Annotated in this window: 22 protein-coding genes; 10 read left to right on the plus strand and 12 right to left on the minus strand. The window is 68.8% G+C overall.

Annotation, left to right across the window (positions count from 1 at the left end):
* Positions 1–5: 5 nt before the first annotated feature.
* From ACQP2E_RS23895 to ACQP2E_RS23905, 3 genes are all read right to left on the minus strand, one after another.
* A complete protein-coding gene (locus ACQP2E_RS23895) occupies positions 6–134 on the minus strand; it encodes a hypothetical protein (protein WP_433825167.1) in 129 nt (42 codons plus the stop codon).
* Positions 131–1,006: a hypothetical protein gene (locus tag ACQP2E_RS23900; protein WP_433825168.1), complete on the minus strand. Its 876-nt coding sequence runs from the start codon at positions 1,004–1,006 to the stop codon at positions 131–133. Before ACQP2E_RS23900 ends, ACQP2E_RS23895 begins: the two co-directional genes overlap by 4 nt.
* 75 nt (positions 1,007–1,081) lie before the next feature.
* A complete protein-coding gene (locus tag ACQP2E_RS23905) occupies positions 1,082–1,291 on the minus strand; it encodes an RNA-binding S4 domain-containing protein (RefSeq protein ID WP_433825169.1) in 210 nt (69 codons plus the stop codon).
* Between the two features lie 86 nt (positions 1,292–1,377).
* Here ACQP2E_RS23905 and ACQP2E_RS23910 point away from each other — a divergent pair, with 86 nt between their 5' ends.
* Entirely contained in the window at positions 1,378–2,217 is an 840-nt protein-coding gene (locus ACQP2E_RS23910) for a DUF1775 domain-containing protein (RefSeq protein ID WP_433825170.1), read from the plus strand.
* A 185-nt stretch (positions 2,218–2,402) separates the two neighbouring features.
* On the opposite strand, the gene ACQP2E_RS23915 is transcribed toward ACQP2E_RS23910, so the two are convergent.
* Positions 2,403–3,341 carry an exopolyphosphatase gene (locus ACQP2E_RS23915; RefSeq protein ID WP_433825171.1) on the minus strand — a complete coding sequence of 313 codons (939 nt, stop codon included), beginning with the start codon at positions 3,339–3,341 and terminating at the stop codon, positions 2,403–2,405.
* A 152-nt stretch (positions 3,342–3,493) separates the two neighbouring features.
* Between ACQP2E_RS23915 and zwf the strand changes: the two genes are divergently transcribed.
* Both zwf and ACQP2E_RS23925 read left to right on the plus strand, forming a co-directional pair.
* The gene (gene zwf, locus ACQP2E_RS23920; protein WP_433825172.1) at positions 3,494–4,987 is read left to right on the plus strand and encodes a glucose-6-phosphate dehydrogenase; all 1,494 of its coding nucleotides are present in this window, start codon (positions 3,494–3,496) and stop codon (positions 4,985–4,987) included.
* A 91-nt stretch (positions 4,988–5,078) separates the two neighbouring features.
* Positions 5,079–5,423, plus strand: coding sequence for an STAS domain-containing protein (locus ACQP2E_RS23925; RefSeq protein WP_433825173.1), 345 nt, complete (start codon positions 5,079–5,081; stop codon positions 5,421–5,423).
* Positions 5,424–5,451: 28 nt separating this feature from the next.
* Here the strand turns inward: ACQP2E_RS23925 and ACQP2E_RS23930 are convergent, their stop codons facing one another.
* Complete coding sequence (locus tag ACQP2E_RS23930) at positions 5,452–6,501, minus strand: ROK family protein (RefSeq protein ID WP_433825174.1); 1,050 nt, start codon at positions 6,499–6,501, stop codon at positions 5,452–5,454.
* Positions 6,502–6,616: 115 nt separating this feature from the next.
* On the opposite strand from ACQP2E_RS23930, the gene ACQP2E_RS23935 reads away from it, so the two are divergent.
* Both ACQP2E_RS23935 and ACQP2E_RS23940 read left to right on the plus strand, forming a co-directional pair.
* Positions 6,617–8,116 carry a DUF1800 domain-containing protein gene (locus tag ACQP2E_RS23935; protein ID WP_433825175.1) on the plus strand — a complete coding sequence of 500 codons (1,500 nt, stop codon included), beginning with the start codon at positions 6,617–6,619 and terminating at the stop codon, positions 8,114–8,116.
* A gap of 2 nt (positions 8,117–8,118) precedes the next feature.
* Positions 8,119–9,345, plus strand: coding sequence for a DUF1501 domain-containing protein (locus tag ACQP2E_RS23940; protein ID WP_433825176.1), 1,227 nt, complete (start codon positions 8,119–8,121; stop codon positions 9,343–9,345).
* Between the two features lie 109 nt (positions 9,346–9,454).
* Here the strand turns inward: ACQP2E_RS23940 and mmsB are convergent, their stop codons facing one another.
* From mmsB to ACQP2E_RS23965, 5 genes are all read right to left on the minus strand, one after another.
* Complete coding sequence (gene mmsB, locus ACQP2E_RS23945; RefSeq protein WP_433825177.1) at positions 9,455–10,705, minus strand: multiple monosaccharide ABC transporter permease; 1,251 nt, start codon at positions 10,703–10,705, stop codon at positions 9,455–9,457.
* Positions 10,702–12,237 carry a multiple monosaccharide ABC transporter ATP-binding protein gene (mmsA, locus tag ACQP2E_RS23950; RefSeq protein WP_433825178.1) on the minus strand — a complete coding sequence of 512 codons (1,536 nt, stop codon included), beginning with the start codon at positions 12,235–12,237 and terminating at the stop codon, positions 10,702–10,704. Before mmsA ends, mmsB begins: the two co-directional genes overlap by 4 nt.
* Before the next feature lie 83 nt (positions 12,238–12,320).
* A complete protein-coding gene (gene chvE / locus ACQP2E_RS23955) occupies positions 12,321–13,451 on the minus strand; it encodes a multiple monosaccharide ABC transporter substrate-binding protein (RefSeq protein WP_433825179.1) in 1,131 nt (376 codons plus the stop codon).
* A 30-nt stretch (positions 13,452–13,481) separates the two neighbouring features.
* Positions 13,482–14,966, minus strand: coding sequence for an L-arabinose isomerase (araA, locus tag ACQP2E_RS23960; RefSeq protein ID WP_433825180.1), 1,485 nt, complete (start codon positions 14,964–14,966; stop codon positions 13,482–13,484).
* Positions 14,967–15,137: 171 nt separating this feature from the next.
* Entirely contained in the window at positions 15,138–16,121 is a 984-nt protein-coding gene (locus tag ACQP2E_RS23965; protein ID WP_433834022.1) for a LacI family DNA-binding transcriptional regulator, read from the minus strand.
* A gap of 168 nt (positions 16,122–16,289) precedes the next feature.
* Between ACQP2E_RS23965 and ACQP2E_RS23970 the strand changes: the two genes are divergently transcribed.
* Both ACQP2E_RS23970 and ACQP2E_RS23975 read left to right on the plus strand, forming a co-directional pair.
* Positions 16,290–17,711: a DUF2252 domain-containing protein gene (locus ACQP2E_RS23970; RefSeq protein WP_433825181.1), complete on the plus strand. Its 1,422-nt coding sequence runs from the start codon at positions 16,290–16,292 to the stop codon at positions 17,709–17,711.
* Between the two features lie 21 nt (positions 17,712–17,732).
* Positions 17,733–18,140 (plus strand): PPOX class F420-dependent oxidoreductase, encoded by a 408-nt coding sequence (locus ACQP2E_RS23975; protein WP_433825182.1) that lies wholly within the window; start codon positions 17,733–17,735, stop codon positions 18,138–18,140.
* On the opposite strand, the gene ACQP2E_RS23980 is transcribed toward ACQP2E_RS23975, so the two are convergent.
* Both ACQP2E_RS23980 and ACQP2E_RS23985 read right to left on the minus strand, forming a co-directional pair.
* Entirely contained in the window at positions 18,127–19,167 is a 1,041-nt protein-coding gene (locus ACQP2E_RS23980) for a M12 family metallopeptidase (protein ID WP_433825183.1), read from the minus strand. The two genes, ACQP2E_RS23975 and ACQP2E_RS23980, sit on opposite strands and share 14 nt — an antisense overlap.
* A gap of 1,181 nt (positions 19,168–20,348) precedes the next feature.
* Complete coding sequence (locus ACQP2E_RS23985) at positions 20,349–21,722, minus strand: IS701 family transposase (protein ID WP_433824481.1); 1,374 nt, start codon at positions 21,720–21,722, stop codon at positions 20,349–20,351.
* A gap of 379 nt (positions 21,723–22,101) precedes the next feature.
* On the opposite strand from ACQP2E_RS23985, the gene ACQP2E_RS23990 reads away from it, so the two are divergent.
* Genes ACQP2E_RS23990 through ACQP2E_RS24000 form a run of 3 tightly spaced genes read left to right on the plus strand, consistent with a single transcriptional unit; the run spans position 22,102 to position 23,821 of the window.
* The gene (locus ACQP2E_RS23990; protein WP_433825184.1) at positions 22,102–22,923 is read left to right on the plus strand and encodes a pirin family protein; all 822 of its coding nucleotides are present in this window, start codon (positions 22,102–22,104) and stop codon (positions 22,921–22,923) included.
* 30 nt (positions 22,924–22,953) lie between these two features.
* Positions 22,954–23,460 carry a hypothetical protein gene (locus tag ACQP2E_RS23995; protein WP_433825185.1) on the plus strand — a complete coding sequence of 169 codons (507 nt, stop codon included), beginning with the start codon at positions 22,954–22,956 and terminating at the stop codon, positions 23,458–23,460.
* A 1-nt stretch (position 23,461) separates the two neighbouring features.
* The gene (locus ACQP2E_RS24000) at positions 23,462–23,821 is read left to right on the plus strand and encodes a hypothetical protein (protein ID WP_433825186.1); all 360 of its coding nucleotides are present in this window, start codon (positions 23,462–23,464) and stop codon (positions 23,819–23,821) included.
* Positions 23,822–23,847 lie beyond the last annotated feature (26 nt).

Here is a 23,847-nt window from a genome sequence, read left to right on the forward strand (position 1 = left end):
CACGTCTAACGGCGCGGCCTGCGGCGGCCGCGGACCGTGAACCAGCGGCTGCGGCAGCGCGGCCGGGCTGGAGCCGGCTCCGGCCCGGCCGCGTCGAACGCCTCGAACTCGAACGGGTCGTCGAAAGGGCTCACTCAGCGCTCCGCAGGGACTCGCAGCCTGACTCGTCGGGCAGCAGCGGCCGGAAGGTCACCGACCACTGTTTGCCGCCGGACGCCCACGGCGTCTGCTGGTTCGCCTTCTCGGCGGCGGCCAGGACCGCGTCCTTCTCCGCGCCGGTGACGGCCAGGCAGCGGATCGCGACGGTCTTGTTCAGGTACTCCCCCGGCAGCTGCGGGCCGGGCCAGGTCACCGGCTTGCCGGCAAGGCCGTCACCCGGGTCGGTCCAGGCCTGGGCGATCGCGGCGATCTCCTCCGGGGCGTACGGCTGTGACTCGGCGCCGAGGCTGGTGAGCTTGTCGACGAAGGTCTTCAGCTTCTTGCGTGCCGCCTGGTTCGCCGCGGTGAGCGAGCTGTCGTCGGGCTGCGCCTCGTTGAGCGCCACCACGTCGACGCTCTGGGTGCCGTACCCGGTCACCACGCTGACGCGGGTGCTCGGGATGTCGGCGACGTTGGGCGTACCGAAATCGGCGCCGGTCTCCACGCCCGCACCGGCCGCCTCGGCGGCCAGCTGCTTGACCTCCTCCGGCGTGATCCGGGCGACCTGGAGGTTGGGCAGCGCCGGGCCCGGATAGATCAGCGTGGTCGGGCCCTCGGTGATCACCCGGCCGTCGGCGTAGACGCTGACCAGCGGGAGCCGGCCGATCAGGAACTGCGGGGGGACGAAGCCGCCCCGGTACTGCACGCGCAGCACCAGGTCGTCGGCGGAGGGTGCGGTGACGCTCTCGGTCACCGGATCGGACTTGCCCGGTGCGCCGGCGTCACCGGCGGCACCGGGCTGGGCGCAGGCGCCCAGCATCAGCATGGGGATGGCGGCGGCGGTCAGGAGGCCGCGGGTTCGGGTCATGCTGGGTACGACGAGACGACCGTCACGCCGGTTCCGTCCCGCTTCGGATTTTCCCCTGAACGAGCCCTGGAACCGTCAGACGGCGACCCTGGCCTCGCGTCCCAGGACCTCGACCACGTCGCCGGGGTGCAGCTGGCGGCCCCGGCGGACGTCGACCTCGCCGTTCACCGTCACATCGCCGGAGGCAATGACGATCTTGGCCTCGCCTCCGGTCTCGATGAGATCGGCCAGTTTGAGGAACTGGCCCAGCCGGATCATGTCGCTACCGATGGAAACGTCTCGCATACGTCCATCATCGGGTACGAGAAACGATCTCGAAAACTTCCGGGCCGTCGTTGAACCATCCTGGCCGGTGATCCGAACTACATGTCGTGAGGCATCTGGGGATCGCCCGCCGTGCGGGCGCGTTGACCGCGGTGACCGCTGCCGCCGTACTCTCGACCGCCGGCCCGGCCGTGGCCGACGTGACGGTGAGTCCGGCGAGCGTGCCGCAGGGAAGCGGACAGAACCTGACCTTCAAGGTCACCAACGAGGGCGACGCGCCGATCACCGAGGTGACGCTGCGGATCCCGGCGGACACGCCGATCGCGGAGGTCTATCCGCTGTCGGTGGACGACTGGGCGCCCAAGATCGTGTGGCAGAAGCTGAGCCAGCCGCTCACCTCGATCCACAACGGGACGCCTGTCGACGAGGCGCCGAGCGCGATCACCTGGATCGCGGTCGGCGGAAAGTCGATCGCTCCGGGCGGCTCGGCCGATCTGACAGTGGCGGTCGGCCCGCTGCCGACGCTGAGCTCGGTGCGTTTCGCCGTGGACGCGAAGCTCGCCGACGGCTCGGCCGCCCCGGCGATGCCGCCGGCCTCGCTGACGCTGACGCCGTCCGACGGCACGGCCACCACCACCCACCACGGGGCTGCCGCACCGGCCGATCCCGCTGCGCTCACCGCGCAGGAGCAGGCCGCGTTCAACGAGATCCTCGAGGAGCAGAACGGCCCCTCGGTGATGTCGATCGCCGGCTGGGTGGTCGCCGCGCTCGCCCTGCTCGGCTGCGGCTGGGTCATGCTCCGCAACCGGCACGACGGCGGGAGCAACCGGCACCGTGCCGAGGAGGAGCCGGACTCACCCTCCGAGCCTGATGAGAACGAGCTCGGGACCGGCACCGGCAAAGAACCGGTCGGCGCCGGCACCAGCAAGTGGGCCTTCAAGGGCTGACAGAGACTCCGACGCAGGCCGGGCCTGCGAGCGGGAAACCTCACGCGGGTGGGCGTGAGGGTGTCGTGGGTAAGCGCGTGGGGCGCGAACCACGACCGGCGGGTGGGGCCCCGGGCAAGGCCCGTGATCCGCGCGCAGGGCGGGCGGGGGCAACCCCGTCCGCCCTTCACCAATCGGAGGCCGGATCAGACGCTGACGACCCGCTCGGTGCGCAGCGCATCGATGATCTCGCGCTCCACCCGGTCGGACACGTCGTGCGGGACCTGGCAGGTGCCGGCCGCGATGTGCCCGCCGCCGCCGTAACCCAGCATCACCTCGCCGATATCCACCGGCGAGCTGCGGTCGAGGATCGACTTCCCGCAGGCGAACACCGTGTTCAGCTTCTGCCGGCCCCAGATGATGTGCACCGAGACCCGGGCCTCCGGGAACAGCGCGTACACCATGAAGCGGTTGCCGGCCTCGATCAGCTCCTCGTCGCGCAGATCGACAACGACCACGTCGCCGTCGAGCCGGCAGACCCGGTGCAGCTGCTCCACGAACCGCGCCGAGCAGTCGTGGAAGAGCTGGGCGCGCTCCGCGACGTCCGGCAGGGAGAGGATCTCGTGGACGTCCTGGTGCTCGATGCAGGCGTCGATGAGCTGCATCATCAGCTGGTAGTTCGAGATCCGGAAGTTGCGGAACCGGCCCAGCCCGGTCCGGCTGTCCATCAGGAAGTTGAGCAGCGTCCAGCCGGTCGGGCTGAGGATGTCGGTGAGCGAGTAATCCGCCGAGTCGGCCTGGTCGACGGCGCGCATCAGGTCGTCGGAGACCAGCGGGAAGCGCTGTTTCCCCCCGAAGTGCTCGTAGATCACCCGGGCTGCCGACGGCGCGTCCGCGTCGATGATGTGGTTCGGCAGGTTGCCCTCGTTACGCAGCGTCTCCGAGTGGTGGTGATCGAAGACCATGTGCGCGCCGGGGGCGTACGGAAGGTTGGTGAGAATGTCCCGTTCGGTGATCTCCTCGACCCCGTCCTGCACGTCCTTCGGGTGCACGAACTTGATGTCGTCGATGAGGTCCAGCAACCGCAGCAAAACAGCGCAGACCAGACCGTCGAAGTCGCTACGGGTCACGAGCCGGTACTTCACGGGTCCCCCTCGGATGCCAGACCTTTGAGCCCAGTTTGCCACTTTTTTCGCTATGGCCCTGGTCGCATCGCGACATGGATGTGAACCTCGGCCCCGGCAGCGCCGTAAGGTTCAAACGGACGGTAACGACCCGGTCGGAGGACACGCAGACCATGGACCACGCACCGCAGCTCATCCAGGAGCGCAGCGCCCCACCAGCCACGTTGGTGATCTTCGGCGCCTCTGGTGACCTGACCCGCCGTAAGCTGCTCCCGGCCGTCGAGAGCCTTGCCCGGCACAACCGGCTTCCCGACCAGTTCGCCCTGGTCGGCGTCGCCCGGACGCCGATGAGCGACGACCAGTTCGCGGAAAGCGCGCTGGCCGGACGCAGCCTGGCCGAGAAGCGCCAGCTGCAAGGTGGCATCCGCTACGTCGCGGGTGGCTACGACGACCCGGAGACCTTCAAGCGCCTCGCCGAGACGCTTGACGAATTGGACGCGCAGCGTGGCACGTCCGGGAACCGTTTGTTCTACCTCTCCACCCCGGCCGGCGCCTTCGAGCCGGTGATCAACGGTCTGGCCGGCGCCGGTCTCAACCTGGAGCGGGAGAACACCTTCTCCCGCCTGGTGATCGAGAAGCCGTACGGGCGGGACCTCGCCACGGCTCGCGAACTCGACGGTGTCGTGCACAGCGCGTTCGACGAGAGCCAGGTCTTCCGCATCGACCACTACCTGGGCAAGGACACCGTCCAGAACGTGCTGGCCCTGCGCTTCGCCAACTCGATCTTCCAGCCGATCTGGGACCGCTCCTGGGTCGACCACGTGCAGATCACGGTCGCCGAGACCCTCGGTGTCGGCACCCGCGGCGGCTTCTACGAGGGCGCCGGCGCGATGCGCGACATCGTGCAGAACCACGTGCTCCAGGTCCTCGCCCTCGCCCTGATGGAGCCGCCGGTCTCGTTCGGCGGGGAAAACCTGCGCAACGAGAAGGTGAAACTGCTCCAGGCGATCCGGCTGCCCACCGACCGGGACATCGCCGACGCGGCGGTCCGCGGTCAGTACACCCGTGGCGGCACCCGTCAGGAGCTGATGGCCGGTTACCGCGAGGAGGTCGGCGTCGACCCGCTGTCGCGGACCGAGACGTTCGCCGCGATGCGGCTGAACGTGGACAACTGGCGCTGGGCCGGCGTGCCGTTCTACGTGCGTACCGGTAAGCGTCTGCCGGCCCGGGTCACCGAGGTGGCGCTGCAGTTCCAGCGGCCGCCGCACCTGCCGATCCCGGCCGACCAGCTCACCGAGCTGGACGCCGACGCGCTGATCCTGCGGATCCAGCCGAACGAGGGCATCTCGCTGCGGTTCGGCGCGAAGGTGCCGGGCCACTCGTTCCGGGTACGCACCGCGAGCATGGACTTCTCCTACGAGCAGACGTTCCAGGAGGAGTCGCCGGAGGCGTACGAGCGACTGCTGCTCGACGCCCTGATCGGTGACGCGTCGCTGTTCATCCGCAGTGACGAGGTTCAGCACAGCTGGGGAATCGTCGACCCGATCATCGAGCACTGGGCGAAGGACAACTCGCCGATCCCGACGTACGAGGCCGCTTCGTGGGGTCCGACCGACGCCGATCGGCTGATCGGGCGCAACGGGCGTAAGTGGCGCAACGCCGTCTGACAAACGAGCGACACCGGTCGGGCTCGCATAGGGTGGTCATCACCCTCGATCCCCGCGAGCCCGTCCGGTTCCGTTCCAGAAAGTCACTTATATGCAGGTTTCGGTAGCACACCACCCACCGAACACCGCAGTTCTCGTGCTGCGCGGCTCTCTCGACATCGACACGGCGCCCGCGCTCAAGGCCAACCTCAGCCGGCTCGTCGAGCGCGCCTCACCGCGCGTCGTCGTCGACGTCGCCGGCCTCGACTTCTGTGACTCGATGGGCGTCGGCGTGCTGGTCACCGCGCACGGCCGGGCCTCCGAGCGCGGCGGCTGGGTCCGGCTCGCCGCGCCGTCCGGATTTCTGCGGCGGCTGTTCGCCACCCTCGGCCTCAGCGATTACCTGCCGATGTTCCCGGACGTGGCGGCCGCTCTGAAGGACGAGACGGCCGCCTGACGGCGTACCGGAAAAAGCGTACCGACAATCAGCGCGCACCCGCGGCGACCGCGTCGAGTGCGGCGACCGCCGCGCCTCGCGCGCCGGCCATGTCCAGGTCCGGGACCAGGGCGAACGTGGCCGCCCGGGCCTGCTCGTCGCGCAGCTGGGTGCTCTCCCGGACGGTGTTGAGGAACCACTGCCGGAAGTGCGGCGCGGCCTCGACGACCCCGCCGCCGAGGAAGTAGGCGTCCGGGTCGGTGAAGTTCGCGGCAATGGTGAAGAGCTTGCCGATCGCGCGGGCCTGCTGACCGAAAACGGCCAGTGCGAGCGGGTCGTCCTTCTCGCCGTAACCGCGCAGCAGCTTGGCGGCTTTCTCGACCGGCTCGGCCGCCAGCGGGTGATCCGGGAAGCGAGTCAGCCAGTAGGGCAGCAGGTTCTTCTTGATGCCGGTCAGTGACGCGATGCTCTCCACGTCGCCCTCGAAGCCGCAGTTGCAGACCGGGACGGGCTGGCCGTCCTCCAGGACGCCGTGCAGCGGGATCTGGACGTGACCGAGTTCGCCCGCCATGCCCGCGGCGCCGCGAATGACCTTGCCGCTCTCCACGACGCCGCCGCCGAGGCCGGTGCCGACGATCGCCGAGACCGAGCTCTTCTCCAGCGCGGACGCCCCGAAATGCCGGTGATGCGCGTAGAGCGCGGCAGCGTTGGCGTCGTTGTTGTAGACGACAGGCATGCCGAGCCGCGCCTCGAGGGCTCCGCGGATGTCGAATCCGTGCCAGGAGACCTGGTTGAAGTTGGTCGCGCCTTTCGAGGAGATCACCCCGTGGGCGCTGGCCGGGCCGGGTGTGTCCAGGCCGATCGCCCGCACCAGCGACAGCGGCGTCTGCGTCAGCTCCAGAATCGCGGTGAACGCGGCCGCGAGGGAATCGACGGCCAGCTCCGGACCGTCGGTGACCCGGCTCGGGTTCTCCACCAGAGTGCTGACGAGAAACTGCCCGGTCGCATCGAGCACCGTAGCGTTGTTGCAGGTGCCGCCGTTGTCGAGCCCGACGACGACCCAGGAGGACGGGGTACGTACCGATTCAGCCTGATCCACGCTTTTGAGCGTACGACGACAGGCCTGCCGGGGTCACGGGTGCGCGCGGATTGCGGATCGGTTAGTCCTCGGTTCGCGGGTGCGGAAACCTCATGTCCGGGCCGAAGCGTCTGGCATGACCAGCCGCCGCACCGTCCTCGCCGCTACCGCTCTTGTTGCCACCGGCCTGGCGGTCCCGGCGGTCGCGCAGGCCGCTCCGGCCGCTCCGGCAGCTGTTCAGCTCCTGGACGACGACCCGATCGCGCACCTGCTGCGGCGCGCCACCTTCGGCGCCACGCCCGCTGACCTCGCCGCGGCGCGCAAGCTCGGCGTGAACGGCTGGCTGGATCGTCAGCTCAACCCCGCGAAGATCGCGGACCCCGCCTCCGACCGGCTTCTGCAGCGCCTTCCGCTCGCCGGCGCCACCCCTTCTTCGGTACGCGCGAAGCTCTCCAGCCACTCGTACGAGGCGTTCGGTCAACTGGGCCGTGCCGCGATCGCCCGCGCCGCCTGGAGCAACCGGCAGCTGTTCGAGTCCACGGTGATGTTCTGGTCGAACCACCTGCACGTGGCGGCCCCGTCCAGCGGCGTCTGGGACACCCGCAGCGACTACGACACCGAGGTGATCCGCAAGCACGCCTTCGGCCGGTTCGCCGACATGCTCAAGGCCAGCGCCCGCCACCCGGCGATGCTGACCTATCTCGATCAGCGGTCGTCGACGAAGGCCCACCCGAACGAGAACTACGCGCGCGAGCTGATGGAGCTGCACACCGTCGGCCTGGAGTACTCCGAGGCGGACGTGAAGGCGGCGTCCCGGCTGCTCACCGGCATGACGGTGGGCGCGGCGGGCGGGTACGCGTACGACGCCTCGCAGCACGCCACCGGAGCCGTCTCGATCGTCGGTTTCCGCCACGCCAACACGAAGGCCGACGGCGAGGCGGCCGTGCTGGCGCTCCTCGACCACCTGGCCCGGCACCGCGCCACGGCGAAGCGGATCGCCACCAAGCTGTGCGTCCGGTTCGTCGCCGACGTGCCGCCGGCCGCGCTTGTCGACCGGCTCGCCGACGTCTACCTGGCGAACGACACCGCGATCGTCCCGGTGCTGCGCGCCCTCTTCACGTCGCCGGAGTTCGCTGCCTCGATCGGCCAGAAGACCCGTACCCCGTTCGAGGACATGATCGCGTCGATCCGGGTGCTCGGACTCGGTCCGTCCTCCGAGGCACTGGACGCGCTCTACAACCTGATGGTGAACGCCGGGAACGCGCCGTTCCGGTGGGCGCCGCCGAACGGGTACCCCGACGTCGCCGCGGCCTGGTCGTCGCCGTCCGGATTCGTCCAGCGGTGCAACCTGCACCTGAACCTGGCCACCGGGTGGTACCCGACGCAGCTGACCCGCCCCGCCGACCTGCTGAAGTCGCTGGTCCCGGTGCTGCCGGCCACCTGGGGCGCGCTGATCGACGCGCTCGCCGTCGCGCTGATCGGCGCTCGTCTGCCGGCCACGCACACCGAGGCCGTGCTCAGTGTCGCCGCGAAGCTGCCGAACTCTGTTCTGACCAGCAAGGACAAGTCGCTCGCCGGTGCCGCGCCGTACCTGATCGCGCTCGTCCTGGACTCACCGTCGTTCCAGTTGAGGTGATCATGCCGTCCTGTGCCGAGCACGCCAATCTGGTCAGCCGTCGTTCGGTGCTGGGCGGGGTGGCGGCCGGGGTCGCCGGTGCTGCCGGTCTGTCCGTCGATCTCGCCTTCGCTGCCGAGAAGTACTCCGGCGACACGCTCGTCGTGGTCTCGCTGCACGGCGGATTCGACGGTCTGTCGGCCGTCGCGCCGATCGGCGATCAGGACTACTACCGCGCCCGGCCCACCATCGCGGTTCCGAAGAACCAGGTCATCGCCGGTGACGGCACGTTCGGCCTGCACCCGGCGCTCGCCCCGCTGCTGCCGCACTGGAAGGCCGGCAAGCTGGCGGCCGTGCACGCGGTCGGCCAGCCCAACCCGACCCGCTCGCACTTCGCCGCGATGGACGCCATGGAGAACGCCGCGCCCGGCACCTCGGTCCGCAGCGGCTGGCTGGACCGGATGCTCGGCGGCACCGGAGCGACCGCTCCGCTGGCCGGTGTCTCGGTGGGTGACGTCATGCCGGCCCGCTTGTTCTCCGGTCCCGGCGGCGACGTCTCGATGCGGTCCGTCGACGAGCTGACCCTGGCCGGCGACGGCAAACGCCCTATCGCCGCGGCGCTGCGCGCCATGTACGCCGATGCCCCCGCGCACCTCGCCGCCCCGGCCCGGGCCGCCGACCGGGCACTTGCCGCCATGGGCAAACCCCGCGCGGTGGCGGCCGGAGCCGGTTATCCGAAGACCGATCTGGGCGGCGCGCTGCGCGACGTCGCCCGGCTGATCAAGTCGAATGCCGGGCTGGTCACCGCGACAGTGGACTGCGGCGACTGGGACATGCACGAGGCGCTCGGCCCGGCGGTCAAGGGCCGGCGCATGTACGACAACCTGGCCGACCTGGCCGCGGCACTCGCCGCCTTCGCCGCCGATCTCGGCCCTGCCCTGATGAACCGGGTGACCATCCTGACGATCAGCGAGTTCGGCCGCCGCGTCGCGGAGAACGGCTCGCACGGCGTGGATCACGGCCACGGCAACGCGATGCTCCTGCTGGGCGGCGGCATCCGGGGCGGCAAGGTGTACACCCGCTGGCCGACGCTCGCCACGGCGGCCCTGGTGGACGGCGACCTGGCGGCGACGACGGACTATCGCTCGGTGATCGGCGAGCTCCTCCAGAAACGCTGCGGCTTCGGCGACCTGTCCACGGTCTTCCCTGGCGTCAAGCCGTCCTCGTTCGGCCTCGCCGCCGCCCGCTGAGTGCACAAAAAAATAGGGCCGGCGCTTCTCACGAAGCGCCGGCCCTGTTGCACCGTCCCGCCAAGGCCCTGTCAGGACGGCACGTCTTTTACTGCGGGTGGCACGGTGGTCAGCGGGTGCTTGCAGTGCGCCGCTTGGACCAGACGTCGAAGGCGACGGCGGCGAGCAGTACCGCGCCCTTGACCAGCATGACCTGCTCCGACTGTGCGCCGAGAAGACCCATGCCGTTGTTGATGACACCCATGATCAGACCGCCGGTGATGGCGCCGACGACCTTGCCGACGCCGCCCTGGACGGCCGCGCCACCGATGAACGCGGCGGCGATGGCGTCGAGTTCGAAGCTGTTGCCGGCGGTCGGGTTCGCCTGGTTGAGGCGGCCGGCGAAGATGATGCCGGCGAGCGCGGAGAGCACGCCCATGTTGACGAACAGCCAGAACACGACCGACTTGACCTTGACGCCGGACAACGTGGCGGCCTGCAGGTTGCCGCCGACGGCGTAGATCTGGCGGCCGAAGACGGCCCGGTTGGTGACCACGGTGTACCCGACGACCAGGACCGCGAGGAGCACGAGGACCCAGGGCAGGTTACGGAACCGGGCCAGCTGCACGATCACGAACAGGATCAGGATCGCCGGGACGGCGACCTTGGTGATGAACAGCCACAGCGGGTCGACGACCTGGTTGTATTTGATCCGGGCCGTGCGGGTGCGCCACTGCACGAACGCCATCGCCACCACGACGGCGACACCGACGATGATGGAGAACAGGTCGGCGCCGCCCAGCGGGCCGAGCGCGATGTTGCCGAGGAAGCCGTCGGTGAAGCCGTTCGCGAGGGTCCGGACCTCTTCGGGGAACGGGCCGATGCCCTTGTTGCCCAGGATCATCAGGGTGATCGCGCGGAACAGCAGCATGCCGGCGAGGGTGACGATGAAGGCCGGGATGCCGAAGTAGGCGACCCAGTACCCCTGCCAGGCGCCGATGATCGCGCCGAAGACCAGGGTGCCGATGACCGCGACCGGCCAGGGCAGGTCCCAGTTGACCATCATGACCGCGGCGAACGCGCCACACGCGGCCACCACCGAGCCGACCGAGAGGTCGATGTGCCCGGCGATGATGATCAGGATCATGCCGATCGCCAGAACCAGGATGTACGAGTTCTGCACGATGATGTTGCTGATGTTCTGCGGGGCGAGCATGTCGCCGCCGGTCAGAACGGTGAACAGCGCCACGATCAACGCGAACGCGATGTAGATCCCGGACTGCTTCAGGTTGAAATTGAACTTCAAGGGCGCCTTGCCACCAGTGGCTGCGGCCGGCCCCTTGCCAACGGAAAGGTCGGCGTTGGTAGGTGCGACCGTCACGGCGCGACCTCCTGTTCTTCCTTCGTCATGAGGGTCATCAGACCCTCCTGCGTCGCCTCGGCACGAGACACCTCACCGGTGATCCGCCCGGCTGAGAGGGTGTAGATGCGGTCACAGATACCGAGCAGCTCGGGCAACTCGGAACTGATGACCAGAACGGCTTTGCCCTCGTCGGCAAGCCGGTTGATGATCGTGTAGATCTCGTACTTGGCACCCACGTCGATGCCGCGGGTCGGCTCGTCGAGGATCAGCACGTCCGGGTCCGTGAAGATCCACTTCGACAGGACGACCTTCTGCTGGTTACCGCCGGACAGCTTGCCGACAACGGATTCGACGGTCGGGGCCTTGATGTTCATGCTGGCCCGGAACTCGTCGGCGACCTTGTGCTCCTCGTTGCCGTCGACCCAGCCGCCCTTGGCGAGCTTGCCGAGCGCGGCAGCGGAGATGTTGCGCTTGATGTCCTCGATCAGGTTCAAGCCGTACCGCTTGCGGTCCTCGGTCGCATAGGCGAGACCGTTGTCGATCGCCTCGGCGACGTTGCGCGCCCGGATTTCTTTACCGTCCTTGATCAGCTTGCCGGAGATGTTCACGCCGTACGAGCGGCCGAACACACTCATCGCCAGCTCGGTACGACCGGCGCCCATCAGCCCGGCCAGACCGACGATCTCACCACGGCGCAGCGTCATGTTGACGCCACGAACCAGAGCCCGATCCGCCTGGATGGGACTGTAAACGGTCCAGTCCTCGATCCGCAGAGCCTCCTCGCCGATGTTCGGCGTGTGCTCCGGGTACCGGTGCTCCAGATCGCGGCCCACCATGCCGGAAATGACCTTGTCCTCGGTCAGGTCCGCGGTCTCCTGCGTCCAGATCGTCTTGCCGTCGCGCAGAATCGTGACCCGGTCCGAGATGCTCATGACCTCGTTGAGCTTGTGCGAGATGATCACGCAGGTGATGCCCTCGTCACGCAGCCCGCGCAGCAGGCCGAGCAGATGCTCGGAATCCTCGTCATTGAGAGCGGCGGTGGGCTCGTCGAGGATCAGCAGCTTCACCTTCTTGGAGAGCGCCTTCGCGATCTCCACCAGCTGCTGCTTACCGACACCCAGATCGATGACCGGTGTCACCGCGCTCTCACCCAGACCGACCCGGCGCAGCAGCTCGTCCGCCGCGTGGTTGGTCCGGTTCCAGTCGATGAAACCCCGCTTGGCCTGCTCGTTACCGAGGAAGATGTTCTCCGCGATCGACAGGTTCGACGCGAGCGCCAGCTCCTGGTGGATGATGACGATGCCGCGGTGCTCACTGTCCCGGATACCGGAGAACTCGCAGGCCTCACCGTCGAACTCGATGTCACCCTCGTACGTGCCGTGCGGGTAGACGCCGGAGAGCACCTTCATCAGGGTCGATTTACCGGCCCCGTTCTCGCCGCAGATCGAGTGGATCTCACCTCTACGGACTTCCAGGTTCACATCCTGCAACGCCTTGACGCCCGGGAACGTCTTGGTGATGCCACTCATCCGCAGGATCGTGTCGGTCATGGACCCTCCTATGGGCCGTCTTGCTGGTCAGCCGTCCAGACCGCGCCCCGCCCGCTGGGGACGGGCAGGGCGCGGAGCCCGGATTACTTCAGCTGGTCGGCCGTGTAGTAGCCGGTGTCGACGAGCTGAGCCTGGTAGTTCGACTTGTCGACGATGATCGACTCAAGGAGCTGCGCCGGAACGACCTTGTTGCCGTTGTCGTAGTCCTTGGTGTTGTTGGTGGTCGGGGTCTGGCCCTTGAGCACCGCGTCGGCCATCTCGCCGGCAACCTTCGCCAGCTGGCGGGTGTCCTTGTAGATGGTCGAGTACTGCTCACCCGCGACGATCGACTTGACCGAGGCAACCTCGGCGTCCTGACCGGTCACGATCGGGTACGCCTGAGCGGCGGTGCCGTAACCGTTCGACTTGAGCGCCGAGAGGATACCGATCGAGATGCCGTCGTACGGCGACAGAACGCCGTCGACCTTCGCGCCACCCTTGTAGGTGGAGGTCAGCACGTTCTCCATGCGCTTCTGCGCGGTGGCCGGGTCCCAGCGAAGGGTCGCGACCGTCTCGAACTTGGTCTGACCGCTCTTGACGTTGATGATCTTCTTGTCGATGTACGGCTGCAGGATGCTCATCGCGCCGTTGAAGAAGAAGGTCGCGTTGTTGTCGTCCGGCGAACCGGCGAACAGCTCGACGTTCAGCGGGCCCTTGGCGCCGGCGTCGCTGCCGTCGGCGTTGAGGACCTTCAGACCGGTCAGCAGCGAGGTCGCCTGCTGCACACCGACCTTGAAGTTGTCGAAGGTGGCGTAGTAGTCCACGTTCGGGCTGTTACGGATCAGCCGGTCGTACGCGATGACCGGGATGTTGTTGGCCTTCGCGTTCTCCAGCTGCGTCGTGATCGCGGTGCCGTCGATCGACGCGATGATCAGGACCTTGGCGCCCTTGGTGATCTGGTTGTCCAGCTGCTGCGTCTGCGTCGGGATGTTGTCCTCGGCGTACTGCAGGTCAACCTTGTAACCAAGACCCTCGAGCTGCTTCTTCAGGTTGTCGCCGTCAGCGATCCACCGCTCCGAGGAACGGGTCGGCATGGTGATACCGACCAGGGCGCCGGCGTTGTCGCCGCCGCCGGCAGCTTCCTTGTCGACGTCCTTCTCAGCAGAACCGCAGGCGGCCATCGTGGCGACCAGGGTGGCAGCGGTCAGGACCGCCGCGAGCCGGGGGTATTTCACTTTGGATCTCCTCTTTGAGAGCGGTGCGTGTTACAGAGGCCGGTTGAGGCGGTAGTACGCCTGGTTCCAGCGCACCCGGTCTGCGAAGTCGGCCGGGGTGGTGCGGTTGTCGATCAGCAGTAGCTCGGTCTGAGCCATTTCAGCGAAGTCACGAAGAGTTTCCGCGCCGACCGCCTGGGTCAGGACCGTGTGATGCGGTCCACCCGCGGTGATCCAGCACTCGGCCGAAGTGGACAGCGTCGGTGCGGGCTTCCAGACCGCCCGGGCCACGGGCAGGTTCGGCAGCGGCTCGTCCGGCGGAATCACCTCGATCTCGTTCGCGACCAAGCGGAAGCGGTCGCCCATGTCGGCCATGCCCATGACCACGGCGGGCCCGGACGCGGCGTCGAAGACCAGCCGGACCGGGTCCTCACGGCCGCCGATGCCCAGCGGGTGAATCTCGGCGCGCGGCTTTGCGGACGCGATGGACGGGCACACCTCGAGCATGTGCGCGCCGAGGATCTTAGGCTCGCCCGGGCCGAAGTGGTAGGTGTAATCCTCCATGAATGAGGTACCACGCCCGGTTCCGGAACCCATCGCCTTGACGGTGGCGACCAGAACCGAGGTCTTCCAGTCACCCTCGCCGCCGAAGCCGTAGCCGTCGGCCATCAGCCGCTGCACGGCCAGGCCGGGCAGCTGGCGCAGGCCGCCGAGGTCCTCGAAGTTCGAGGTGAACGCGCCGAAGCCGCCCTCGGTCAGGAAGCGGCGCAGGCCGGCCTCGATCTTGACGGCGTACCGGAGCGAGTCGTTCCGCTCGGCCAGCAGCTCACTCGAGATCTCGTAGACGTCGGCGATCTCGGAGACCAGTTTGTCGATCTCGGATTCTTCCGTCGCGTCGACGAACTCCACGAGGTCGTTCACGCCGTACGTGTTGACCGAGACGCCGAACTTCAGCTCGGCCTCAACCTTGTCACCCTCGGTCACCGCGACGTCGCGCATGTTGTCGCCGAAGCGCGCAACCCGCAGTGTCCGCATGTGCTGCCAGCCGAGCGCGGCCCGCGTCCACGACTCGACCCGCGCCACCACGACCGGGTCGGAGGCGTGGCCGGCGACGACCTTGCGGGGCACGCCGAGCCGGGCCTGGATGAAACCGAACTCGCGGTCGCCGTGCGCCGCCTGGTTCAGGTTCATGAAGTCCATGTCGATGGTCGACCACGGCAGCGACGCGTTGTGCTGGGTGTGCAGGTGCAGCAGCGGCTTGCGCAGCGCGTCGAGACCGCCGATCCACATCTTGGCCGGCGAGAACGTGTGCATCCAGGCGATGATGCCGATGCAGTCCGGGTCGGCGTTCGCCTCCAGCATCAGGCGCTTGATGGCGCCGCTGTCGGTCAGAACCGGCTTGCCGATAATCTCGGCGGGCAGTCCGCCCTGTGCCAGGGTCCGCTGGATCTCGGCGGACTGGTCGGCCACCTGCTGGAGCGTCTCCGGGCCATAGAGGTGCTGGCTGCCGGTGAGAAACCAGATCTGGGGTTTCATCTGGGGGTGTACCTCCGAAGGGGGGCCGGGATGGTGGCGGGGGCCACACTCCGGCGGAGCGAGGCCTAGTGTTATCGCTAACAAAACCCGTGTCAACAGCCCTTGGCAACAACGAGGTAACGGCTGATTAACCGAGTACTAGTAAGGCCCGCACATCCCCCACAAAAATTCTCAAGCAGGCGGTCCCACACTCTGCCGGACCACCAGCTGCGGCGGCACCACGATGTGGTCGGCAGTGCCGGAGTCGTCCCGCATCTGCCCCAGGAGAAGGCCCAGGGCCGCCCGGGCCACGTCACCGAAGGCCTGCCGGACGGTGGTCAGCGGCGGAATGAAGTACGCCGCCTCGGGCACGTCGTCGAAACCGATCACGCTCACGTCGTGCGGCACCCGGCGGCCCCGCTCGCTCAGCGCGCGCAGGATGCCGAGCGCCAGGTGATCGTTCGCCGTGAAGACCGCCGTGACCTCGGGCATCCGGGCCAGCATCTGACCGGCCCGATAGCCCTCGGCGGCCGACCAGTCGGCGGAGAGCAGCGGCGGAACCTCGGCGCCGGCCTCCTCGAGGGTCTGCCGCCAGCCCTGGATGCGACCGGCCGAGTCGAACCAGTCGATCGGCCCGGAGACGTGCCAGACCGTCTCGTGCCCGGCGTCGAGCAGATGCTGCGTCGCCGCCCGGGCGCCGGCCACCTGATCCACCGTCACCAGCGGCCGCCCGCTGGCCGGGTCGCCGTCGATGAAGACCACCGGCAGCTCGGACGGGATCTCGGAGAGCGCCTCGGCCGCCGACGCCACGTTGGCGATGACGACCAGGCCGGCCACCCGCTGATCCAGATGACGGTCCACCACCGAGGAGATCGAGGAGCGGTCCAGCTCGCGGACGCTGCCCACGCTCACCGCGAAACCGGCGTCCGCGGCGGCCTGCTCGAACTCGGTGAGCATCGAGGCCGGGCCGTACAGCGTGCTGTTGCGGGCGACCACGCCGATCAGCTGGGAACGGCCGGTGACCAGGGCTCGCGCCGCCCGGTTCGGCCGGTAGTTGAGCTCGGCGATCGCGGCGCGGACCCGGATCCGGGTCTGCTCCTTGACGTTCGGATGATCGTTGAGGACACGGGACACCGTCTGGTGGGAGACACCGGCCAAGCGGGCCACATCGGTCATCGCCGGGCTACGGGATACCTTGTCCACTTGCGCACCTCGTCCGGTCCGGTTGCAATGAGGGTGTGGCAACTCTTCGAGATCGCCACGTAACCGGGATGTTATCGATAACACCCTCGATTTAACGAGCCCTGTACACGCCCGATTAATGAGGACGTACCCTCGGCAGCGATGGAAGGGTCACCAACACTGAACGGCCAGGTCGTGCTCGGCAGCGTAAACGACGAGGGCTTCACTTCGCTGCGCCGCGCCGCCGCGCCCCGCGCCGAGCGGTACGAGGTGGGGCGGTCGCTGCGTGACCACTCCCCGCGGTCCGACATGGCGCACTGGCGGCCGCCGGCCGACCGGCCCGATCCGGTCGCTCAGGTTACCGCGTCGCACTTCGGCCGGGTGCCGCACCTCATCCCGGTCCGGGTCGGCCGCATGATCGCGTCTCCGTACGCATTCCTGCGCGGCACCTCCCAGCTGATGGCCGACGACTTCGCGATGCTGCCGCTCACCGGGATCACGCCGGTGATCTGCGGCGATGCGCACCTCGGCAACTTCGGCTTCTACGCCTCCCCGGAACGCGAGCTGGTCTTCGACCTCAACGACTTCGACGAGGCGCACCCCGGACCGTGGGAGTGGGACCTGCGCCGGCTCGTCGTCAGCGTCTACGTCGCCGGCCGGGTCAACGGGTTCCGGGAGAGCGAGTGCGCCCACGCCGTCAAGCACTGTGTCGAGGAGTACCGCGAACAGATCCGCTTCCTCGCCGACCAGCCGCTGCTGGCCCGCTCCTTCGACCAGCTCAACGTCGAGGCGATGCAGTCGGCGACCAGCCGGGACAGTTTCCGCGACCAGATCGAACGGGCGGCGAAACGGGCCCGGCGGCGTACCAGTGACCGGGCGCTGCCCCGGTTCACCGAGCGTCACGACGGCACCGCCCGGCTCGTCGAGCAGCCGCCGCTGATCACCCGGATCGAGCCGCAGGAGCGCGAGCAGCTCTCTGAGGCTCTCGACGGCTATCTCAACACCCTCAAACCGCACTGGTCACGGATCCTCGGCGGTTACCGGATCGTCGACATCGCGCACAAGGTGGTCGGTGTCGGGTCGGTGGGGCTGCGGGCGTACGTCGCGCTCTGCGAGGGCAGCAGCTCCGACGATGTGCTGTTCCTGCAGCTCAAGCAGGCCCGCCGCTCGGTCGTCGCGAAACACCAGCACGGCGCCGTCGCCTGGCACCGGCATCAGGGCCAGCGCGTGGTGGAGTACCAGCAGGCCCTGCAGACCGTGAGCGACCCGCTGCTCGGCTGGACGACCGTCGGCGACCAGCAGTTCTACGTGCGCCAGTTCCGCGACATGAAGGGCGCGATCATCGTCGACGACCTCGACGCGGGCGCGCTGGCCGATTACGCCGGCATCTGCGGCTATCTCACTGCCAAGTCGCACGCCCGGACCAGCGGCGCCTCGATGATCGCGGGATACGTCGGCGGCAGCGACAAGATGGACGAGTCACTCGCCCGGTTCGCCCGCGCATACGCCGACCAGGTGGAGAAGGACCACGCGTCGCTGGTCTCCGCGGTCCGGCGCGGCGAGCTGCCGGCCGAGCCGGCCTGAGACCCTTCTAGGGTACGGAGTATGAGCGGCACGATTGAGATCCATTCCCCGGCACTGGGCGAGTTCTGGACCGAGCGTCATCTCTGCACGCTGACCACGTTACGGGCGGACGGTTCGCCGCACGTGGTCGCCGTCGGCGCCACCCTGGACCCGGAGTCCGGCCTGGCCCGGATCATCTCGTCGGCTACCTCGGCGCACGTCCGGCACATCCGCCGGGGCCAGCAGCGGGTCGCGATCTGCCAGGTGGACGGCCCTCGCTGGAGCACCGTCGAGGGCGTCGCGACCGTTTCCGATCAGAGCGACGCGGTGACCGAGGCGGAGCAGCGGTACGCCAGGCGTTACCGCACGCCCCGCCCCAACCCGGCCCGGGTGGTCATCGAGGTGACGATCACCCGGGTCCTGGGATCCGCGTCACTCACCAGTACATGACGGCCGTCGTGCCGGCCTGCCAGGCGTGGTACATCCGGGTGCGCAGCACGTACCGGCGGCCGGCCTGCAGCTCCGCCTCGACCTGAGCGTTGCGGTCCTCTCCGCTGTCGTCGTCGGCGGCGACCTGACGCAGCTCGCCGTCGACGTCCTCGAAGAGCACCAGCACCATGTCGGACGCGCCGAACGAGCCCACCCGGTACGTCCGCGTCTCCTCGGGCAGCACCTCCGCGTCGTACTGCTGGCCGGGCGTGAGGCTCAGGGAGCGTGACTCGAACGCGGTCAGCTGCGGCAGGCGTTCCTCCAGCGGCGGGTACCAGATCAGCACCTGCTCGGCGTCCAGCTTGGAGATCTTCCCGGGCGGCCGGATGCCGTTCCGGTACTCCTCCGGCCGGATCACCAGGCCGGCCGGGAAGCTGTACTCCATGATCGAGTCCGGGTCCCAGCGGCTGCCCTCGACCTCGGCCGGGTCAAGCTTGCGCAGAATGTTGTGGAAGGTCGTGTCCGGGTCCCAGTGGTTCGGCGGGCCGGCCATGTGCCGGTAGACCGCGTCCTCGTTCCAGACGATGCCGGCGTTCGGGTTCTGGTGCTCGTGCGCCAGCCCGAGCGTGTGCCCGATCTCGTGCAGCGCGGTGGCCCGGCCGTGGTCGTCGCGCAGGTCCCAGCCGAGGTTCATGGTCGCCTCGTGGCGCGGGCGGCGCAGCACGTCCCGGCCGATCCAGGACCACGACCGGCCAGGCTCGAACCCGATCCGCACCTGCGCCTCACGCGGGTCCCGGACCTCCCAGAAGTCCAGGCCGATCCCGAGGTCCTTCCACTCGTCGAACGACTCCCGGACGACCTCCTCCTGCGCGTGGTTCCGGGTCTGCGGCATGAACGCGTACCGCAGGGGCGTGCCGTTCACCCATTTGCTGCGACCCACGATGATCGCGTGCTGCCGGTCCAGCGGCATCTCGGGCGGCAGTACGGGCACAGGACTGATCGGCTGGGAGCAATACGGCAGCGGGCTCATCAACTCGGCATCGGTCATACCAGGCTCCTTTGTGCGAAATCGGGCATGTTTAAGATCGCAGAAGCGGGGAACGCGCGACCCCCAATACGCAAACAGAGCACCCGTTCAGTGGACCCCACCAGCAACAACCGCCCTCTACGCGCGCCTGCACGCCCGCCGGGACAGATCTTGTGAGGTTTCGCCAGCCCAGCGGCCACAACCTCACAAGGTCCGCACAACGCCTCGCAGCGGCAGCGGCAGCGGCAGCGGCAGCGGCAGCGGCAGCGGCAGCTACATCCGACCCCGACCCCGAACCCGCCCCCGCCCCCGGCGATCTTGAGCGATTGTCTACACTCGAGTTTCGCCGTTTGCGGTCTCACCCGGCGACCGGCTCATCGCGTAACAACTGGTGGCCCTGCGGATCCGCGAGGCCGACCCGGTTTCCCGACAGAGACCGCGATCAGCCACGACGCAACATCCACTGCCATGCCGGGCACCGACGCCCTCCGCCGCGCCGGCGCCCTCCGCCGCAGGCACCCCACCCCGCGCTCCGCCCCGCCACGCACCCTCTTCCGCCCCGCGCGCGCCGCTCTGCCCGCGCGTATGCTCCGCCCGCGCGTATGCTCCGCCCGCGCGTTCCGCTCCGCCCGCGCGTTCCGCTCCGCCCGCGCGTTCCGCTCCGCCCGCGCGTTCCGCTCCGCCCGCGCGTTCCGCTCCGCCCGCGCGTTCCGCTCCGCCCGCGCGTTCCGCTCTGCCCGCGCCGCTCTGCCCACGCGTTCCGCTCTGCCCGCGCCGCTCTGCCCGCGACCCTCTGCCCGCGACCCTCTGCCCACGCGGCCCTGCTCGGCCTGGATCTTGTGGACTTCCCCGCAGACGTGTCCGCACAACTCCGCAAGATCGAACAAGCCGAGCCGATCTTGCGGAATTACGCGCAAACGGCTCGCCGAACTCCACAAGATCGGCGAAGCACCACGCTCACCACGTCGAAACGGTCAACCACCGCGCTCACCACGTCGGACCAAAGCACTGCGACGCCACGGATGGCCGTCTCGCAAACTCGTGCACTCGTGGCCGATCAGCCGGCCGAACCGCACAAGATCTCCGAGCGGCACCTCGCACCAAGGAAACCGCCACGACGTCCCGAAGCCGCTACCGCTCCACAAATGGCGAAACCCACGTCTACAGCTGGGCGTCAACTTGAGTTTCGCCATCTTGGTGATCTAGGCGGTGGCTTGTTCCCAGGCCAGACAGACGTCGTGGATTTGTTGGGGTGTTGGCTGGCCACGGTTGTGTCCAAGAATCCTGGCGGCGATCATCACGCGGCGTAGCTGGACGATCATGTCGAGGTAGGCGGGCCGGGTTTTGGTGCGGTACCAGGGTGCTTCGGCGCGGCGGGCGGTGACGGTGTCGGTGCCGTGTAGGTGGTACCAGACGATGATCAGGCTTTGGGTGATCAGGCCGAGCGGGACAGTGCGGTCGATCGCGGTGCGGGTGCGGTTGCGGGCTTCGCCGACGCCGGTGAGCTGTTTGGCGTCGGCGAACGCGACTTCGATGCTCCACCGAGCGGCGTAGCGGCTGATGATCCGTTCGGCGCTGGTGTGTAGGTCGGTGGTGAACACGGCGATGCCGTAGCCGCTGGTCATGGCGTGGTCGCGGAGCAGGATGACCCGGATGGCGCGGGAGCGGTAAACGCCGTACCACAGGCAGACGGTGTCGGCGAGGGTGACCGTGTCGGTGCGTCCGTAGCGGGCCACGGTGGCCTCGCGCCAATGGGTGTCGGGGTGGGTGGCCAGCTGTGTCGGGGTGCCGATGCGCTCGCCGATGCGTTTCGGGCGCCCGCTGCGTCCGGGGACCGGGGTGGCGATCCAGTGCAGTGCGGTGTTGGCGCGTAGCCGGGAGGTCAGGGTGACATCGTCGGGCAGGCCACGGTGCTTGGCCGCGCCGAGGGTCGCGCCGGACGCGCCGTCGGCGCCGGCGTACCAGCAGTCGGCGACCACGTCGAGGTGCCGGCCGGGACACGCCTGGGCGATCATCGTGACCAGGCGGCCGGCCAGGGCCTGTTTCGACTGCTCGGCCGCTGTCGAGCCGGGGGTGTGCAGCCAGAGGGCGAACGCGATGGGCAGGCAGACCGGCCGATCCAGTAGCGGCAGCTCCAGCACGATTCCGGCGACGACCCAGCAGTGTCCCCACCGCTGCCGGCTGTCTTTGGCGCCCTTGGTCTTGGTCGCGGCGTCGTGATGCCAGCCCGCCCCGGCCACCCGGCGACCCGAACGGGTGAACAAGGTGTCATCGACCGCGATCAGCAGCTCGGCCTGCGGCGGCACGAGTAACCGCACGACCAGCGTCAGCAACACCATCGACACCTGATCCACCGACCACACCGCCCGGGAGAAGAAGCGGTGTGCTCTGCAGTGATGCCAGGCCTGGGACAGGCCCGCACCGATCAGCATCCCGGTCACCGTCCGCCGCTGGGGCCGGGCGACCATCCCGGACACCAGCATCGTGAACGTGGCAAACGTCGGCGCAGTGAAGCACGCCCGGAAGTGGCACAGCAACCAGAACCAGGAGCCGGGTAACGTCGTAATCGGGAGCATCAACGAACAGCCTTTTTAGCGGAGGGCACGTTCGTTGATGCTCCTTCCTGTCGATCCGCCTACCGCCCGCCCCGGCGGACACCCTGTCCGCCGCCACCCGAACGATCCCCAAAATGGCGAAAGTCGAGGGCGTCAACAATCACTCAAGATCCGGGTCGGCAACCGGCGGGACGACGGCGCACGGTGGGACGACGACGCGGCGGCGCGCGGTGGGGACGACGGCGCACGGTGGGACGACGACGCGGCGGCGGGGGTGGGTCTTTAGGGTTGGGGGGTGGGTGCTGAGGGTGTGGTTGGCAGTGTGTTGCTGGCGGGGCATGACGTGCCGCTCGGGCGGTATACGACTGTGCGGCGGCTGCTGCCTCATCGGGAGCGCCGGATGGTTGGGGCCTGGTGTTTTGTCGATCATTTCGGGCCGGATGATGTTCGGGGGCGGCCGGGGATGCGGGTGCCGCCTCATCCGCACACCGGGCTGCAGACCGTCACGTGGCTCGTCGACGGGGTCATCGAGCATCGGGACAGCCTGGGCAGTCATCAGTTCATCGCTCCGGGGGAGCTCAACCTGATGACCTCCGGGCGGGGCATCGCGCACTCGGAGTACACCCCGCCGGATCATCCGGACGGGATGCACGGGCTTCAGCTCTGGCTCGCGCTTCCCGGCTCGGCGCGCGACGGGGCGGCGAGCTTCGAGCATCACGCCGGGCTGCCGGCCTATACCGCTGGCAGCGTGACCGTCACGGTCGTTGTCGGACAGTTCGGTGAGCTGCGGTCGCCGGCCACCGTGTTCACGCCGCTGGCCGGGGTGGAGTTGCTCTTCGGCGAAGCCTCGCGGATCTCGCTGCCATTGGATAAGGGCTTCGAGTACGGGATTCTGGCGATGTCCGGCTCAGCGATCGTCGGCGGGACCGCGCTGGAGCCGGGGTCGCTGCTCTACCTCGGCGACGGGCAGGAGACGGTGACCGTCACGAGCGACGGGGAGGCGCGGCTGTTCCTCGTCGGTGGTGAGCCGTTCGACGAGCCGCTCGTCATGTGGTGGAACTTCGTCGGACGGTCGCACGAGGACATCGCCGAGGCGCGTACCCAATGGATGGCGGGTGAGAGGTTCGGGACCGTCGGCGGTGGTGAGGCGGCGCCGCTGCCCGCCCCGGAGCTGCCTACCGTGCGTCTCAAAGCCCGCGACCGGTACGGCCGCACCTTCTGAGCCGGGCTCACCGTGTGCCATCATCTCCCGATGATCAACGGCGGTCTGCTCGGTGTCCTGGGTGGTGTGCCGGGTCTGTTCCCGCGCGCCGAGCAACGGATGCCGCCGATCGTGACCTGGGACGACGGGCCCTGTGGCGGCACCGCCGCGGACGCGCTGGCCGCCGCCGGCTGGCAGGTGGCCGAGCCGTTCTGGGGTGGCGCCCTGGTCGACCTGCCGGACGACGAGCCGTGCGTGTTCCAGCGGGTGCTGCGCCCCGAGACGGCCGCCCTGCTCTATCTGCACGCCGGCGAGGACGACTCCCCCGCCGGTGACGCCCGGGTCGCGCGGCGGGTGTTCGGCACCGACCTGCCGCCCGGTGGATATCTGCCGTCGACCGGGTTGGACCGGCTCGCCGTGCACCTGCTCACCGGCGAGGTGGGTGCGGCGTGTGACTTCGGCGGGGAGAACGTGTTCGCCACGATGGGTACGGCGGTACGGTCCACGTTCGGCGGGCGGGCCGGGCTGTTCACCATCGCCCGCGGCGCAGCCATCTGACATGGCCGAAGAGCCGGCACGGCCATCTGACATGACCGCCGGGCACTACGGATACATCCGGGCCGTCGCGGACGCGCTGGAGAGCGCCGGGATTCCGGTGGCTGATTTCCGGGCTGACGACCGGGTGCTGCGGGACGGCTGGATCGCGTTCGACCTGGCCCGGCAGGTCGCGCTGCACGGCCGGCTCGTCTGGGACTGCGAACAGGCGGGCGTCGCGTGGGCCGAGGACCAGGGCTGGGTACTCGTGACGGTGGGCTTTGCGCGTACCCAAGAAGGGCTGGACGTGGCGTCTGAGGCCGCGCCGCAGGAGGTTGTCCGCGCTGTGGCGCGGAAAGCGGGAATCGTGCTTGACGGCCTCTGAGGAGGCGGCGCATCGTCAGGGGCAGA

The sequence above is a fragment of the Actinoplanes sp. CA-015351 genome (assembly GCF_050955685.1).
Classification (GTDB): domain Bacteria; phylum Actinomycetota; class Actinomycetes; order Mycobacteriales; family Micromonosporaceae; genus Actinoplanes.